This window comes from Pseudomonas oryziphila, from assembly GCF_003940825.1.
GTDB classification, from domain to species: Bacteria; Pseudomonadota; Gammaproteobacteria; order Pseudomonadales; family Pseudomonadaceae; genus Aquipseudomonas; species Aquipseudomonas sichuanensis.
In genome coordinates this window covers 5336839-5352722 of sequence record NZ_CP034338.1, presented here as the reverse complement: position 1 = coordinate 5352722, position 15884 = coordinate 5336839, and the positions used below count along the sequence as shown (strand labels likewise).

The window sequence follows — 15884 nt, the reverse complement described above, 5'->3', positions numbered from 1 at the left end:
CTGGCTTGCCAGCGATGGGGCGTTATGGGATCACTCAGTGAATCAATGCACCACCCAACTCAACACCCACAATCCCAGCAACGCCCAGATGATCCCGAGAATGATCGATGCCCGCATGAACGCGCGCACCGCCGAGTACAGCAGCATCAGCCCGACGATCAAGGCGAGGATGCTGATCAGCGAAGTGTCCATGCCCAGGGTGCGTGCCAGGCCATCGATGAAGTTGCCGCCGGCATTGGCCAGCAGGTTGAACAACCCGCTCAGGCCATCGACGATGAAACGGATCACCGACCCCAGTACCTGGCCCAGCCACTCGAAAAAACCTTCTACATGCATAGTTGCTTCCTGATGAACGAATCGGTGGTTCCAAGCCTTTGGCCATCACCCGGCCCGGTCGGTTCCCGATGCCAAGCTTAGCCCGCCCACGCCTGATGAGAGCCCTGCGGCGCGGCGCCGTTGGCCTGTTGCTGGCCATCGCCCTGTTGTGGTTGGCCGACCGCATCTGGCCGCTGCCGATGCCGGGCGACGACCTGGCGCGGGTGGTGCTGGCCGAGGATGGTACACCGCTGTGGCGTTTCGCCGATGCCGATGGCGTGTGGCGTTATCCGGTCAGCCCGGACGAGGTTTCGCCGCTCTATCTGGAGGCCTTGCTCGGCTACGAGGACCGTTGGTTCTACCACCACCCGGGGGTCAACCCCATGGCCCTGGCCCGTGCGGCCTGGCTCAACCTGCGCGGCGGGCGCGTGGTGTCCGGCGGCAGCACCCTGTCGATGCAGGTGGCGCGCCTGCTCGACCCGCATGACCGTACCCTGCCGGGCAAGCTGCGCCAGCTGTGGCGCACGGCGCAGCTGGAGTGGCACCTGCCCAAGCGCGAAATCCTGCAGATCTACCTCAACCGCGCACCGTTCGGCGGCACCTTGCAGGGTGTGGCGGCCGCCAGTTGGGCTTACCTGGGCAAATCACCGAAACACCTGACGCCGGCCGAGGCCGCTTTGCTCGCGGTGCTGCCGCAGGCACCGAGCCGCTTGCGCCCCGACCGCCATCCACAGCGCGCCCAGCGTGCCCGCGACAAGGTGCTGCAGCGCCTGGCCGAGTACCAGGTGTGGCCGGCACAGCGCATTGCCGAGGCGCGTGAGGAACCCTTGTTGCTCGCCCCGCGCCAGGAACCGGCACTGGCACCGCTGCTGGCCCGGCGTCTGAACACGCCGAACAGCCCGCCGTTGATCCGCACCACCCTCGACGCCAGCCTGCAGCGGCGCCTGGAAGACCTGCTGCTGGGCTGGCGTGCACGCCTGCCCGAGCGCACCTCGGCGGCGTTGCTGGTGGTGGAGACGCAGAGCATGGCGGTACGTGCCTATCTTGGTTCGATCGACATCGGCGACGAGCGCCGCTTCGGGCATGTCGACATGATCCATGCCCTGCGTTCACCCGGCTCGACCCTTAAGCCCTTCCTCTATGCCATGGCCATGGACGATGGCCTGATCCACTCCGAGTCGCTGCTGCAGGATGTGCCGCGGCGTTATGGCGATTACCGCCCGGGTAACTTCTCCATGGGCTTCAGTGGCCCGGTGTCGGCCAGCTCGGCACTGGCGCTGTCGCTCAACCTGCCGGCGGTGCAGTTGCTCGAAGCCTACGGGCCGAAACGCTTCGCTGCACAGATGCGCATGGGCGGCGTGCCCTTGGTGTTGCCGCCCTTGGCCGAGCCGAACCTGTCGTTGATCCTCGGTGGTGCCGGCAGCCGGCTGGAAGACCTGGTCGGCGGTTACGCCGCCTTCGCCCGTGAGGGGCGCAGCGCGAAGATCCGCCTGCAACCGCAGGACCCGCTGCTGGAGCAGCGCCTGCTGTCACCGGGTTCGGCATGGGTCACCCGGCGTATTCTCAGCGGCCTGGCACGCCCCGACCGCGACCCTCACGCCGAGCTGGTGCAGCGCCCGCAACTAGCCTGGAAGACCGGCACCAGCTATGGCTTTCGTGATGCCTGGTCGGTGGGCGTCGGCCCGCGTTACCTGATCGGCGTGTGGATCGGTCGCCCGGACGGTACGCCAGTGCCGGGCCAGTTCGGCCTGGCCTCGGCGGCGCCGCTGATGCTGCAGGTGCACGACCTGCTGAGCAACCGTGATGCCCAGCGCGGCATCCGCCTGCCGGTGGAGGCCGTGCCGGACTCGGTGGGCGTTGCCGCGATCTGCTGGCCGCTGGGCCAGCCGATGAACCGCCAGGACCCCAACTGCCGCCGCCAGCGCTTCGCCTGGACCCTCGACAACACCACGCCACCCACCTTGCAGGCCGCCGACCAGCCGCTGGGCCTGGGCTTGCGCGACACGGTATGGGTCAACGAGCAGGGGCTACGCGTCGATGCCGGTTGCCCGGGCGCCAGGGCCCGTGACATAGCCCTGTGGCCAGCGCCGCTGGAGCCTTGGCTGCCGCGAGTCGAACAGCGTGCGGCGCGGCTGCCGGCCGTGGACCCGAGCTGCCCGCCGCAGGTGGCGGCCAGCGCACCCCCGCTGTCGATCGTCGGTGTGCGCCCGGGCGACAACCTGCGCCGCCCGGCCACCAACAGCGAGCCGCTGCAGGTGCGGGTGTCGGCGCTGGGCGGTGGCGGGCAGCGCTGGTGGTTCATGAATGGCCAGCCGCTGGGCGAAACCCGCGGGCAGGACAGCCTGCTGGTGCGCTTCGAACAGGCCGGGCGCATTGAGCTCAGTGCGCTGGACGAGAGCGGCGAAACCGCGCGGGTGGAGTTCCAGGTCAGCGAGTGATTCAGCGGGGCGTGGCCTGGTGGCTGATTGCAATCCCGGCACCTACGCTTGCTGTGGCGGGGGTGAGCAACGGGCACTCGCGCACCTTCGGGATCAGGGAGCGTCCGCATGCGTCCACTGCTGGTGATGTTACTGGTGTGCTGGGGCGGCCTGGTCCACGCTGCCCCGCTGCCGGGTTTCCTCGACAGCAGCCAGATCGAAGCACAGCTGCCCACGCCGAACCTGCCGGTGGATGCCTACCGCCCCGCTGCGCCTGTGCTGCAATTGCCCGCGCCGCGTGCGGTGCAGCAGCCAGCGCTGTCGATGAGCACGCCGGTGCAGGTGCACAAGGTGCGGTTCGAAGGGGGCACCGTCTACCCCTTGAGCGACTTGCGCGAACACTACCAGCCGTTGATCGGTCGACAGGTCAGCCTGGGCGAACTGGTCGAGCTGACTGATCGACTGACCCAGCGCTATCAGCAGGACGGCTACCTGCTTTCGTACGCCTTCCTGCCGCCCCAGGACTTCAGCGAGGGGCGAGTGCGGGTGGTGCTGGTGGAAGGCTACATTGGCGATTGCCAGCTCGAGGGCGACATTGGCCCGGCGCGCGGCTACCTGGACCAGTTGCTGGACAAACTGGTGAGCGAGCGGCCACTGACCCGGGCCAGCCTGGAACGCTATACCGGCCTGATCGGCCGCATCCCCGGTGTCACTGCCCAGGCGCAGGTACTGGCGCCGGGCACTGCCGACGGGCGCGCCCGGATGGTTGTCCGGGCCTTGCGCAAACCGTTCACCGGCACTATCCAGCTCAACGACGGCAGCCGCGATGACCTGCAGGCATTGCTGGGTGCCAGCAGCAACGCCCAGACCCGTTTCGCCGAGCAACTGAGCGCCAGCGTGCTGACGCCTCCGGGTGAGGACAAGGCGCACTACTATCGCCTGGACTACGCCCAGTTCGTCGACGCTGAGGGCTCGCAGTTGCTGCTGTCGGCCTCGCGTTATCGCAGTGATCCGCGCACGCGGATTCGCCTGGACAATGGCGATGACTTGCTCCAGCAGCGCGACAGTGAGCGCTATTCGATTGGCCTGAGCCAACCGCTGATCGTCTCTGCCAGCGAGTGGCTGGAGGCGGTGGGGCGTATCTACATGGTCAAGGACCGTACCGACTACCAGTGGCTTGGCGCGCCCCGGCAGATGGACAGCGAGACCGATGTCCGCGCGCTGTCGTTCGAGGTCGATTGGCGCAAGGCAGAGGCTCGGCGCCTGCGCATTGTGAGTGGCGGGGTGTACCAGGGGCTGGACCATTTCGGTGCGCGCAGCAACGCCGGCCACGACCTGGATTTTCTGCGCTTGCGCCTGTCGGGCCTGCAGCGCGACAACTTCACCGATCATTGGCAGGGCGTGGCCTCGGCGGCGGGTTACTGGAGCAATGACAGCCTGCCCGACAGTGAGCGGGTGGTGTTCGGCGGGCAGAACTTCGGCCGTGGCTACCCCCGTGACCAAGCCACCGGTGACAAGGGCTGGGGGCTGGCCTACGAGCTCAATTACAGTTTCAGGGGTGAGGGCGATTGGCTTCGAGTGCTGCAGCCGTATGCCGTGCTGGATGTTGCGCGGGCCTGGTTCAACAGGCTGGAGGTGCAGTCGGCGCATATGTCCTCTGCTGCGATTGGCCTGCGCTTTGGTGATGGGCAGGGTTACAACATCGCCGTCGAGGTGGCCAAGCCGATGTCGGACATTGCGCTGGACAGTCTGAGCCGGCGACCGAGGTTGAGCTTCAGTTTCAGCTATCCACTCTGAGACGGGGGAGATGGATTGACGGGTTGACAGGTTGACGGTGTGTTGGTGCCGCTATAGGCTGATCGGCACTGCTACCCATCACTGATGAGGCCATGCCATGAAAGTCGCCGAACCCACCGCCGCCCGTATATCCCAAGCCGCATCCGAGGCGACTAAAACTGCGCTGCTGGAAGGGTTCGAGCATTTTCTGGCGCAGTTGTCCCAACCCCAGCTGGCGGCATTGGCCGAGCGTGATGTCGAGCACGATTATTTCAAGGCCTTGCAGGCCATCTTGCCACGCCCTGAGCAACAGCCGCGCAGCCCCAAGGTGCGTAACCAGATTGCCTATGCCAAAGGTAAGGCACTGGCTTTCGAGCAGATCAGCAAGGGGTACGAACTGCTCGATTCGAAGACCGTCTGCGCGATCCTCGGCATTACCCGCCAGGCCTTGAACAAGCGGGTATTGCAAGGACAGGTCCTGGCTTATAGCGAAGGGGCGCGCAAACACTATCCGGCTTTCCAGTTCGTCAACAACGCGGCATGCCCGCAGGTGGCGGAACTGGTGAAGGCTGTGGCCGTCCAGCCACGAGATACAGCGCAGGTGAACTTGCTGCTCGGCTTCCTGCTCGGGAGCATGGACTACTCCAACCCAGGGCAGGCGCCCAACGAGCTCCCTCGCTACCACTTGCTTGATGAACCCGGTGCATTCGCGGTCATCGTTCGCGACTTTGGTAATCGCTTGAGCATGGGCAAATAGCAGACCGGCCTTGTGGCCGGTTTGTTATTGCACGGCCACCTGCGTGCGCAAGAGCACTTCGCCGACGGTTTCATCTGTGCTCAATAGCAGATCATCCAGCGCCCGGCAGCGCAGGGCTGTCAGCTGGTCGCCTCGCCCTTCGAACAGCACCAGGTTGCAGCCAGCAAGACTCGCGGTGATGGGGTAGACCTGCGAAGGGTAGAGAATGCCGTCCACCTGCGCGGCATGGCGCATGACCACGCCGCTGAGCAGTTGGGTGTATAGATAGCCGACACTGCCCTGGCCCTTCGACGCCACGATCGCCTGCAAGGGGCTGCCAGCATTGCGGGCCAGTGCGCCAGCATCGACCACGACAAGCTCACGGGTGGCCTTCAACTCATGCAGGGCCAGCATCGCGATCTCACTGCGCAGCACCGAGCTGGCGCTGCCCGGTCGGCCATGTTGGAGCGTTTCGGCCACCGCAACGATATCGCTCAGGGCCACATAGCAGACACCTATGGCCAACTGCGGGTCGCCGTAGCGGCTGTCCGAGTTGCGGTTGTAGTAGATCGGGTTTTTGAAGCCGCAGTGCTGTACGCGATAGACACGCGTGGCGCGGACAATCCGTCGAGTGGGCAGGCCATGGTTGGCAATGGCTGTTTCGATGCGCTGGCGTAGGTCTTCGGCGGGCATTGGCGGTGGTAGTCCTCAATGGCATTGCTCCCGGCAAGGGGGCGGCCATTGTTGCAGGGCTGTCCAATGGTTGTCGCTTGTGTAGCCGTGACAGGATGTACCTCGCGCGCGGGCCCGCCGCTAGTTCACCGCATGCAGCAATGGCTTGGGGAACAGGTTCTCCAGCGTCTCCAGCAACCTCGCGTGGTAGATCGGCTTGCGGAACAGGTCCAGCACCTGCAGGCGCAGCAGATCGCTGCAGTCGTCCATGTCAGCGTGCCCGGACATGACGATCACGGGCAGGTGCTGGCGGGCAGTATGGTCGCGCAGGCGCTTGATCAGGCCGATGCCGCTCTCTTCAGGCATGCGCAGGTCGGTGATCACCAGGGCGACATCCGGGTGGCGGGTGAGCAGTTGCAGGGCTGTCTTCACCGAGACGGCGGTATGGCAGCAGAAACCCTGGTTTTCCAGCAGTTCGGCCAGCTCCAGCAGGGCCTCCTCCTCGTCATCGACCAGCAGGATCTGTTGACGCAAGGAAGAGGTCGGCATGGTCGGCTCCCGAAGGTCTGGATCAATCGGCATGCACGCAGCGCTAGGTTACTGGGTGATCGCGGTCTGGATTGTGGTCATGATGGCTTTCACCTCGCCCGAGATGGGGGTGACGAACCCGGCCAGCACGACCGCGACCATGGCCGCGATCACCGCGTATTCGATACCGGAGGCGCCGTCCTTGCGCTGAAGGAAGTTCTTGCAGTGGAGGATGATCAGGTGGAGCAGCATGGCAGATCTCCTTGCGCACGGTCGGCGCCGGTCACGGGGCTTGAAATGTGACACCCCTTTGCCATCACAGGATTGCCAAGCCGTGGCAGCCTGCAAATGTAACAAAGCATTAGTTCTAAAGTATTAACTTTAATCAGCGAGGCTAAGTTCCTGTTTTCTTTATGCGTCAATTTCATGGCTTAAAAAACGTAGCCGGACAAATGGCGATTCGACAGGGCTGCGCTAACTTGCAATAGCGAAATAGTTACTTTTTGCCAGCATTGGTCCCCGGCGCAGGGAGTGCGGAAATGAGCAGTCGCTTGACCATGGTCCTCGCTGGCCTGTTTCTGTTGGCTGCCTTGCTGGCCGGCTATTGGGGCCTGCGCCTCAGCCGCCCGGCGCAAACCGCGCCAACGCCTGTCGCTGTCGCCCCCACCGAGGCGTCGGCCCCCGCCGTTGCCCCGGCTCCCGTACAACCCCCGGAACCGCCACGCACCCCTATGCTGGTGCTGCGCAGGGCGGTGCCGGCCAATACCCCGTTGACCGCTGACGATGTGCTGGTCGAGCGCTTGCAGGTAGTGCCCGCCGGGGCTTTCCAGCAGCCTGAACAGGTGCTGGGGCGCAGCAGTTCGCGGCCGCTGGAGGCCGGCAGTTGGCTCGACGAGTCGAGCTTCCAGACGGGCGGCCCGCTGGCGCGGATGATCCGCAGCCATGAGCGCGCGGTGGCGGTGGCGGTGGATGATGTGGTGGGCGCAGCCGGGCAACTGCGGCCCGGCGACTATGTCGATGTGCTGCTGTTCCTGCGCGAAGAGACCAACAACCCGCAATCCTCCGCCCAGGTGGTGCTGCCGGCCCTGCGTGTGCTCAGCGTCGACCAGCAGACGGGCCTGGCCAATGACGGTCGCCCGGCGCAGACCGCCGAAGAGCAAAAAGCCCGCCGTGACCAGCAGATGATGGGTGGCACCGTTACCCGCACCGTGGGCTTGGCCGTGCCCCAGGCCCTGGCCAGCCGCCTGATGCTGGCCGCTCAGGCCGGCACCTTGCGCCTGGCAGTGCGCAGCGCCGACGAACAGTTGCTGGCGCGTTACTGGTCCGGCCAGGACGCAGGCGCTCAAGTGGACGCCGCCAACCGTGAACTCTACCGCTTCAGCCAGCTGTCCCAGGTGCCGCTGGCTGGCCCGGCCGCGGTTGCGGCGGTACCCACCATGCAGATCATTCGTGGCGCTGCCCAGGCCGCCGACACGAACAACACCCCCTGACCCGGCAAGGATGCATTTCATGCGTAGTTCTTTGCGTAGTACCTGGCGTCGCACGCCGCGTCGCTCCGCGCAGCGGCCCTGGCTGTTGTGTCTCGCCCTGTCGTTGTCGATGCCGGTGGCGCAAGCGGCGGGCAAGGGGTGCGCGGCATTCGACCAGTTGCCTTCGGTGATCGAGATGGATCAGGGCCTGCAGCAGGAGCTGCGCCTGCCGGTGGCCATCATCCGCGCCGCGGTGGGTGACCCCAAGGTGGCCGATGTGCAGCCCAGCGGCGAACGCGCCGTGCTGCTGACCTCGGTGGGGCAGGGCAATACCAGCGTGATGCTGTGGACAGACTGCGCCCCGCGACCGCACCGGGCCATGCTGTTCGTCAAGGGCCGGGCCAGCGCGGACATGGCCGAGGTGGCGCAACCCTCCGCTGGGCAGGACGCCCTGCCGATCCAGGTGCAGGCCGATATCCGATTCGTCGAGGTGCGTCGGCAAAAATACAAGGAAGCCGGCGCCAGGCTGTTCTTCAAAGGCTCCAACAACAGCCTGTTCGGCTCGCCCAACACGGTGCCCAACACCTTTGTGCGCCCCGACTATGTGCCGGGCATCCAGACCGGAACCAACCCGGTGACCTACGCCGATGTGCGGCCGGGCATCCCGCTCGACAACAACGTCTTCAACATTGTCTGGGGCGGCGGCAGCAGCCGGTTCCTGGCAATGATCAACGCCCTTGAGAACAGCGGTTTCGCCTACACCCTGGCGCGCCCCAGCCTGACCGTGCTCAGCGGCCTGACCGCAAGCTTCCTGGCCGGCGGCGAGGTGCCCATCCCGGTGCCCAGCAGTGGCAGCGACAACGTCTCGATCGAGTACAAGGAATTTGGCGTGCGCCTGGCCTTGACCCCCACGGTGGTCAGCCGCAACCGCATCACCCTCAAGGTGGCCCCCGAGGTCAGCGAGCTGGACTACAGCAACGCGGTGACCATCGCCGGCACCCAGGTGCCGGCCCTGAGCGTGCGGCGCACCGACACCAGCATTTCCCTGGCCGATGGTGAGAGTTTCATCATCAGCGGGCTGGTCAGCAGTAACGTGCGCTCTTCCGTGGACAAGCTGCCGGGGTTGGGCAACCTGCCGATCATCGGCGCGTTCTTCCGCCAATCGGCGCTCAACCGTGAAGAGACCGAACTGCTGATGATCGTGACCCCGCACCTGGTCCAGCCGCTGGCCGCCGACGCGCGCCTGCCGGAGCTGCCCGGCGAGGCGCTGCGTACCTACGACCCCAGTTGGGGTCGCCTGTTCTTCATGGAAAACGGCAGTTTCGAAGGCCAAGGCGGGTTGTCCCGATGAACGAAAGCCACAACCAGACGTACCTGGCCCTGACCCGCAACCAGGACGACCTGCAATGGCTGCAGGGCGCCCTGGCGCCGTTGGGGCAGGTGATCGGCGCCAATGGCCCGAGCCTCGACGAGTTGCTGGCGCTGGTCGACATGACCTTCAGCAACCTGGTGTTCATCGGCCTCGACCGCGAGCAACTGATCGCCCAGTGCGCGCTGATCGAAGGGGTACTGGAGGCCAAGCCGATGCTGGCCATCGTCGCGCTCGGCGATGGCATGGACAACCAGTTGGTACTGCATGCCATGCGCGCTGGCGCCCGCGACTTCGTCGCCTATGGTTCGCGTGCCAGCGAGGTGGCCGGGCTGGTACGGCGCCTGGGCAAACGCCTGCCGACCGTGGCCAGCAACCCCAGCCTGGGTGTGCTCAGCGTGCTCTACGGTGCCCAGCGCGGGGCCGACGGTGCGCTGCTGACCACCCACCTGGCGCGGGTGGTGCAGGACAGCGGCCAGCAGACCCTGCTGCTCGACCTGGGCCTGCCCCGTGGCGACAGCCTGGCGCTGCTGGGGCTGGAGGCGTCGTTCCACTTCGGCGATGCCTTGCGCCACCTGCGCCGGCTCGACGCCACGCTGATCGACAGCGCCTTCACCCGCGACAAAGGCGGCCTGCGCATTCTCGCCTACGCCGCCAACGACGAGGCGCTGGAGCAGACCAGCGCCGCCGAGCTGTACATGCTGCTCAGTGCCTTGCGCCAGCATTTCCAGCACATCGTGCTGAACCTCACCGGGCAGGCCGACAGCGAAGCGTTGCGCACCCTGGTCAGCCATTGCGACAAGCTGATCCTGTACACCGACCAGAACATCCTCGATTGCCGGCGCAACCTGGAGCTGCTCGAGCAGTGGCGTGATCGCGGCATCAAGCTCGACCATGCCAGCCTGCTGGTCGACCGCTTCATGCGCCATGTGGCGCCGGATGCCGAGGCCCTGGCCAAGCGCTATGGCTTGACGCTGCTCAAGGTCATGCCCTACAGCCCGGAGCTGCGCCTGAATGCCAAGAACCAGGGCCTGAGCCTGTTCGAGCTGGCCCCACGCGAAGCGCTGAGCCAGGCACTGCGCGAACTCGGCGAGCGCCTGGCGCGGCGCTCGGAAAACCTGGCGCCCCCCACCCACACCTGGCTGCGCCGCCTGTGGAGCAACCGATGAGCAGCGAAGAACCCTTTGGCGGGCCGCGGCAGGCGGCAAACGACCCGCAGGTGCTCAAGCGGGCCCTGCACCGGCATGTCATCGATGCCATCGAGGACACTGGCCGCAACCTGCTCGAAGGCGCGCGCCCGGCCCTGGCGCAGTTCGTCCTGGAGCAGGTGGGCGACTATGTGGCGCGCCTGCGCCTGGCCCTGTCGCGTTACGAGATGGAGCGCCTGGCCGAAGAGATCGTCGACGAGCTGACCGGCTACGGTCCGCTGGAAGTGCTGCTGCGCGACCCGAGTGTCACCGAAATCCTGGTCAATGGCCCGTACCGGGTATTCGTCGAACGGGGCGGGCTGCTGCAGCACACCGACTTGCGTTTTATCGACGCACACCATGTGCAACGGGTGATGCAGCGCATCCTGGCGCCCTTGGGGCGGCGCCTGGACGAGTCGTCGCCGATGGTCGATGCGCGCATGCCCGACGGCAGCCGGGTCAATGCGATCATCCCGCCGGTGGCGCTGGACGGGCCGTGCCTGTCGATCCGCAAGTTTCGCCAGGACATGCTCAAGAGTGCCGACCTGCTGGCCACCCGGGCCATCGACCAGGCGATCTACGATTTCCTCGAGCGCGCCGTGGGCCGGCGCTGCAACATCCTCGTCAGCGGCGGCACCGGCACCGGCAAGACCACCTTGCTCAATATCCTCAGCCAGATGATCGCGCCCCAGGAGCGGCTGGTGACCATCGAGGATGTCGCCGAGCTGCAACTGCACCACCCGCACGTGGTGCGCCTGGAAACCCGTCCGCCCAACGCCGAAGGCCATGGCGAGATCAAGGCCAGCGAGTTGATCCGCAACGCCCTGCGCATGCGCCCCGACCGCATCATCCTCGGCGAGATCCGTGGCGCCGAAGTGGTCGATGTGATGACGGCGATGAACACCGGCCACGATGGCTCGATGAGCACCGTGCACGCCAACAGTGCGCAGGATGCCCTGCTGCGCCTGGAAACCCTGGTCGGCCTGACGGGCCGCCAGGTGGCCGAGAAGACCCTGCGCCAGATGATCTGCGCGGCGCTGGATGTGGTGATCCAGCTGACCCGCCTGGCCGATGGCCGCCGTTGCGTGAGCGAAGTGCTGGAGGTGGTCGGCGTGCGTGACGATGTGTACGTCACCAATACCTTGTTTCGCCTCGACCGGCGCGGCGGCGATGTGTTCCTCAGCGAGGCACCGCACCCGGCAGGGGCCAAGCTGCGCCACGAGGGCCTGCTGTGATCGGCCCGCTGCTGCTGGCATTGGCGCCGCTGTGCCTGGGCATGGCGTTGCTGCTGTGGCGTGTGGCCCTGCACAAGCGCGGTGAGGAGCGCATCCTGCATCGCCTGGGCCGGGCCTACCGCGCAGTGCGCGGCGCCAGTGGCAGGCGTGACTGGCTCGACCCGCTGTTGCAGCGGGCCGGCCTGACGCCGGGCGAGCGCAGCTTGCACTACGGGTTGCTGGCCTGGCTGGGCCTGGTGCTGGTCGCCGGCCTGGCCGCAGGCTGGGTGGCGGCAGTGCTGATGCTGCTCGGCCTGCCTTTGCTTGGCCATGCCTACCTCAGTTGGCGCTGCCGCCGACGGGTGCGGCAGATCGTCGCGCAACTGCCTGGGCTGCTGGACTACAGCGTGCGCAGCCTCAAAGCCGGGCGTACCTTGAACGACGCGGTGCTCGGGGGGATCGATGGCACGCGCGAGCCACTGCACTCGGCGATGCTGCGGGTGCGGCGCAACGTGCGCATGGGCGTGCCGCTGGAGGATGCGGTCAGTGAACTGGCCGAGTTGTACCGCCAGGACGAGCTGCGCCTGTTTGCCCTGGGCCTGCGCATCAACCAGCGCCATGGCGGCAATGCCAGTGAATTGATGGAGAACCTGATCAAGTTGATCCGCGAGCACGAGCAGGGCGACCGCCAGTTGCGCGCGATGACCGGCGAAACGCGCATCACCGCGTGGATCCTGGGGGCGTTGCCGTTGGGCATGGTCGGTTATTTCCTGCTCGCCAACCCCGGTTACCTGCTGGGCATGTGGCGCGACAGCCATGGGCAGACGATGTTGCTGCTGGCCTTCGCCCTCCAGGCCATCGGTTGCCTGGTGCTGTGGCGCATGATGAGGCGCCTGTGAACGCGGCCATGCTGTTCAGCGCCCTGTGCCTGCTGGCAGGCTTTGCCCTGCTGGCGCTGCAGGCCGCGCGGCAGATGCGCGCCCGTCAGCGGGTGGCGCGGCGGCTGCAGGGGCGGCTGGCCCCTGACGAACGGCTGGGCGACTGGCTGCAGTGGCTGGGCAGCAGCCGGCTGGGGCGACGCCTGCAGCGTCTCGACGGCGAGACCCAGGTGCTGTTGGAGCGCCTGGGCTGGCGGCGCAGCCGGCAGCGGGCGTTGTTCGCCGCGCTGCAGCTCGGGCTGCCGTTGCTGGCCACGGTCCTGGTGCTGGTGATGGTGCATGGCTTGCCGGGTGAGCGCCGGGGCAACTGGATGGTGCTGGTGCTGTGCGCGCTGGGTGCCGGCTACCTGGTGCCCAAGCGCCTGCTCGCCGCGGCGGCGGCTCGGCGCCAACGCAAGATCGCCCAGGAAGTCAGCCTGATGATCCCCTTGCTGCGCATTCTGTTCGAGACCGGCCTTGCGGTGGAGCAGGCCTTGCGCGTGCTGGCCCTGGAGGGGCGCAGCCTGGTGCCGAACATCTGCGACGAATTGCAGCTGGTGTTGCAGCGGGTCGACTCGGGGCTGGCGCTGGGGCCGGAACTGGAAAAGACCGCACGGCTGCTGGCGGTGGACGAGTTCATCGACACCTGCGTGATCCTCCAGCAGTTGCTGGTGCAAGGCAGCGGTTCGATGAAGTCGTTGCTGGCGCTCAAGGAGCTGCTGGATGACCGGCGCCTGACCGGCCTGCAGGAGCGGGTGTCGAAGATGTCGGCAAAGATGTCGGCGGTGATGATGGTGTTCCTGTTCCCGGCCTTGCTTATCGTCCTGGCCGGGCCGGGCTTTTCCGCCTTGGCGCGGGCATTGGGATCCTGAGGGGGGAGAGGGATGAAAGCGATCGTGCTGATGACGGGCCTGTTGCTGCTGACCGGTTGTGCCGGGCAGCAGCCCGAAGGCCTGGCCCGCCTGCTCGGCGGCGGCAGCTGCGGCAAGCCCGCAGCCGACCAGCAACTGAGCCTGGACATGGCCGACCAGATGATTGGCGAAGGTCGCCCGCATGCGGGGTTGGCGCATCTGGAGCAACTGCCGGAAACCCTTGACCAGGTGCGCCTGCGCAAGGCCAAGGTGCTGCGCCTGCTGGGGCGCAGCGAGGCCGAACCGCTGTACCGCAGCCTGCTGGGGGGCTGCCTGGCGGCAGAGGGCGAGCATGGCCTGGGGCAGATAGCCGCGGCGCGGGGCGACGACACCCAGGCCCTGCGTAACCTGCAGCGCGCAGTACGCCTGGCGCCGACCGATGAAAAAGTGCGCAACGACCTGGGCCTGGTGCAGATGAAGCTGGGCAACGATGAGCAGGCGCGCTTCGAGTTCCTCACTGCCCTTGAGCTGAAGGACGACAACCCATTGCCGGCGGTCAACCTGGTGGCCCTGTCACTGCTGCAGGACAACTGGAACCAGGCCGAGGACCTGGTCAAGCGCCTGCGGCTCAAGCCTGAGCAGTTCGCCGAAGCCCAGGCCCGGGCCCAGCAGCTCAGGGCCGGCGGGCGCGGCCCGCTCGCCGCCCGCAACACGCCGACGGCGGCCATCAATTGAACGGGAGGTGAGCATGTTCAAGCCCTGGATAGCCCTGGCCTGCCTGGCCACGCCACTGCTGGCACAGGCCGAGCAGCCGCTGCGCCAAGCGCGGGCAGAAACTGCCACCGAGGCGCTGTTGCAGGTGCAGGCGAGCAATCGGCAGGCCTCGCCGGTGCGCCAGCAGCAGACCGACAAGGAGCGCGACCAGTCCATGCAGCGCTGGCTGGACAGCTACAAGTACGAGATTCCGGACTTCTATCGCTGGACCAAGATCAGCTCGTCGAACAACGGCGGTTGATGGCCGTCAATGGGTGGTGAAGCGCTGGTGCAGCGGCGACGAGCCGGGCGCCAGCGCCAGTGCCAGCTGCGTGCGGTTGTGCATGTGGGTCAGGCGCAATACCTGTGACACGTAGAGTTTGACGGTGTTCTCGGTGATGCCCAGCTCGCAGGCGATCTGGTAGTTGGTCTTGCCCTTGCTCACCAGCTTTGCCACTTCCATCTGGCGCGGGGACAGCTTCTCGAATGCCGACGGCAGCTCCGGCTCGGCCTCCTCGATGTCCGTGGCGCGGCGATGCACGCCCTGGCCGCGGGCTTTTTCCAGGTCCTGGTAGAGCTCGTCGATGGACTCGGCCAGGCCCTGCAAGCGCTGGTTGAGGCTGCCCAGTTCGCGAAAGTTGCGCTTACGCTCCAGCAAGGCGAGTTCCTGGCGCCGCACGCCTTCGAGCAGCTCGGTCAGGTCCATGGGTTTCTGGTAGTAGTCGGCGAAACCTTCGCGCAGGGCGCGGATTACATCCTGCTTGTCGGCGCGGCCGGTCAGCATGATTGCCTCGAACATCCGCTGGTTGCCGGAGATCTGTTTCAGCGCACGGACCAGCTCGATGCCATCGCGCTCGGGCATGTGCAGGTCGCAGATCACCAGGCCGATGGCTTCGTCGGCGATGTACTGCTCGATGGCCTGGTCCGTGGAATGGGCCGGGATGCAGCGATAGCCTTCGCTTTCCAGCCAGTCGCACAACTCTTCGACAATCATCGGCTGGTCGTCGACAACCAGCACTTTCACTTCACTGACGGACTTGTTCACGATCAACTCCCTGTCGTATCGGTCTTGCTGCCGGGCCGCAGGCACCGGCAACAAAAAAGTAGTCGCACTTTGCAATCAAGTACATGGACTGTACACCCTATCCGAACGTTCAGTCTTCATTGGATCCAAACTGCCGTCAGGAGAAAACCGGCCAGTACATAAGGCGCAAAGGGCTGCTTGTCACCGACTTCCTCAGCGAGTTTCTGTAGGCGCTTTTTCAGTTTGGGGTTGAGCAAGGTCCACAGCCGGCGCCGGCCCAGCAGCCAGGCCAGCACGGTGATGCCGGCACCAATGAAAGTACCCAGCACATACTGCGGGCTGGTGGCCAGGGCCAGGGCGCCCATCAGCTTGACGTCGCCGGCACCGAAACGGCCAAGCATGTAGCCGGGCAATGTCAGCAGCATGACGATGGCCAGGGCCCAGCCGGCCTCGCTGGCATCGGCGCCGATCCAGGTGTGGCCGGTGGCGAACAGCCAGGCCAGGGCACAGGTCGCGACACCTAGGGTGAGGGCGTTGGAAATCTGCCGTTCACGGACATCTTGTTCGGTGCACAAGGCAAGCCACATCAGGAGAACAATGCTTTGCATTGGCAAATTGCCATCCCTATTCGTTGAACGGTTCTATGCTGTCAGACA

17 protein-coding genes are annotated in these 15884 nt (G+C 66.1%); 11 read left to right on the top strand and 6 right to left on the bottom strand.

Annotated elements, in window-relative coordinates; genetic code table 11:
• Positions 1 to 42: 42 nt before the first annotated feature.
• Entirely contained in the window at positions 43 to 336 is a 294-nt protein-coding gene (locus EJA05_RS24970) for a hypothetical protein (protein WP_125860551.1), read from the bottom strand.
• Positions 337 to 404: 68 nt separating this feature from the next.
• Here EJA05_RS24970 and pbpC point away from each other — a divergent pair, with 68 nt between their 5' ends.
• The 3 genes from pbpC (at position 405) to EJA05_RS24955 (ending at position 5265) form a co-directional block, all read left to right on the top strand.
• Positions 405 to 2753 carry a peptidoglycan glycosyltransferase PbpC gene (gene pbpC / locus EJA05_RS24965; RefSeq protein ID WP_125860549.1) on the top strand — a complete coding sequence of 783 codons (2349 nt, stop codon included), beginning with the start codon at positions 405 to 407 and terminating at the stop codon, positions 2751 to 2753.
• Between the two features lie 108 nt (positions 2754 to 2861).
• Positions 2862 to 4529: a ShlB/FhaC/HecB family hemolysin secretion/activation protein gene (locus EJA05_RS24960; RefSeq protein WP_125860547.1), complete on the top strand. Its 1668-nt coding sequence runs from the start codon at positions 2862 to 2864 to the stop codon at positions 4527 to 4529.
• 97 nt (positions 4530 to 4626) lie between these two features.
• A complete protein-coding gene (locus EJA05_RS24955; RefSeq protein WP_125860546.1) occupies positions 4627 to 5265 on the top strand; it encodes a hypothetical protein in 639 nt (212 codons plus the stop codon).
• A gap of 24 nt (positions 5266 to 5289) precedes the next feature.
• On the opposite strand, the gene EJA05_RS24950 is transcribed toward EJA05_RS24955, so the two are convergent.
• The 3 genes from EJA05_RS24950 to EJA05_RS24940 all read right to left on the bottom strand — a co-directional run bounded on the left by EJA05_RS24950 (position 5290) and on the right by EJA05_RS24940 (position 6696).
• The gene (locus EJA05_RS24950) at positions 5290 to 5937 is read right to left on the bottom strand and encodes an RES family NAD+ phosphorylase (RefSeq protein ID WP_125860544.1); all 648 of its coding nucleotides are present in this window, start codon (positions 5935 to 5937) and stop codon (positions 5290 to 5292) included.
• Between the two features lie 120 nt (positions 5938 to 6057).
• Positions 6058 to 6465, bottom strand: coding sequence for a response regulator (locus tag EJA05_RS24945; RefSeq protein ID WP_125465681.1), 408 nt, complete (start codon positions 6463 to 6465; stop codon positions 6058 to 6060).
• 48 nt (positions 6466 to 6513) lie between these two features.
• The gene (locus tag EJA05_RS24940; protein WP_110992923.1) at positions 6514 to 6696 is read right to left on the bottom strand and encodes a Flp family type IVb pilin; all 183 of its coding nucleotides are present in this window, start codon (positions 6694 to 6696) and stop codon (positions 6514 to 6516) included.
• A gap of 287 nt (positions 6697 to 6983) precedes the next feature.
• Between EJA05_RS24940 and cpaB the strand changes: the two genes are divergently transcribed.
• From cpaB to EJA05_RS24900, 8 genes are all read left to right on the top strand, one after another.
• On the top strand, positions 6984 to 7934 hold the full coding sequence (gene cpaB / locus EJA05_RS24935; protein ID WP_125860542.1) for a Flp pilus assembly protein CpaB: 951 nt from the start codon (positions 6984 to 6986) through the stop codon (positions 7932 to 7934).
• Positions 7935 to 8043: 109 nt separating this feature from the next.
• Entirely contained in the window at positions 8044 to 9264 is a 1221-nt protein-coding gene (locus tag EJA05_RS24930) for a type II and III secretion system protein family protein (RefSeq protein WP_223811946.1), read from the top strand.
• A complete protein-coding gene (locus EJA05_RS24925; RefSeq protein ID WP_125860538.1) occupies positions 9261 to 10451 on the top strand; it encodes a pilus assembly protein in 1191 nt (396 codons plus the stop codon). The genes EJA05_RS24930 and EJA05_RS24925 overlap by 4 nt, the downstream gene beginning before the upstream one ends.
• Entirely contained in the window at positions 10448 to 11704 is a 1257-nt protein-coding gene (locus tag EJA05_RS24920) for a CpaF family protein (RefSeq protein WP_125465677.1), read from the top strand. The genes EJA05_RS24925 and EJA05_RS24920 overlap by 4 nt, the downstream gene beginning before the upstream one ends.
• Positions 11701 to 12582, top strand: a complete 882-nt coding sequence (locus EJA05_RS24915; protein WP_125860536.1) for a type II secretion system F family protein — start codon at positions 11701 to 11703, stop codon at positions 12580 to 12582. The genes EJA05_RS24920 and EJA05_RS24915 overlap by 4 nt, the downstream gene beginning before the upstream one ends.
• Before the next feature lie 8 nt (positions 12583 to 12590).
• On the top strand, positions 12591 to 13472 hold the full coding sequence (locus tag EJA05_RS24910; protein WP_125861429.1) for a type II secretion system F family protein: 882 nt from the start codon (positions 12591 to 12593) through the stop codon (positions 13470 to 13472).
• Positions 13473 to 13484: 12 nt separating this feature from the next.
• Positions 13485 to 14186, top strand: coding sequence for a tetratricopeptide repeat protein (locus EJA05_RS24905; RefSeq protein WP_125860534.1), 702 nt, complete (start codon positions 13485 to 13487; stop codon positions 14184 to 14186).
• A gap of 13 nt (positions 14187 to 14199) precedes the next feature.
• Positions 14200 to 14466 carry a DUF3613 domain-containing protein gene (locus tag EJA05_RS24900; RefSeq protein ID WP_125860532.1) on the top strand — a complete coding sequence of 89 codons (267 nt, stop codon included), beginning with the start codon at positions 14200 to 14202 and terminating at the stop codon, positions 14464 to 14466.
• 6 nt (positions 14467 to 14472) lie between these two features.
• Here the strand turns inward: EJA05_RS24900 and EJA05_RS24895 are convergent, their stop codons facing one another.
• Both EJA05_RS24895 and EJA05_RS24890 read right to left on the bottom strand, forming a co-directional pair.
• Positions 14473 to 15255: a response regulator gene (locus tag EJA05_RS24895; protein WP_374046872.1), complete on the bottom strand. Its 783-nt coding sequence runs from the start codon at positions 15253 to 15255 to the stop codon at positions 14473 to 14475.
• Between the two features lie 110 nt (positions 15256 to 15365).
• The gene (locus EJA05_RS24890) at positions 15366 to 15836 is read right to left on the bottom strand and encodes an A24 family peptidase (protein ID WP_125465672.1); all 471 of its coding nucleotides are present in this window, start codon (positions 15834 to 15836) and stop codon (positions 15366 to 15368) included.
• Between the last annotated feature and the right edge of the window lie 48 nt (positions 15837 to 15884).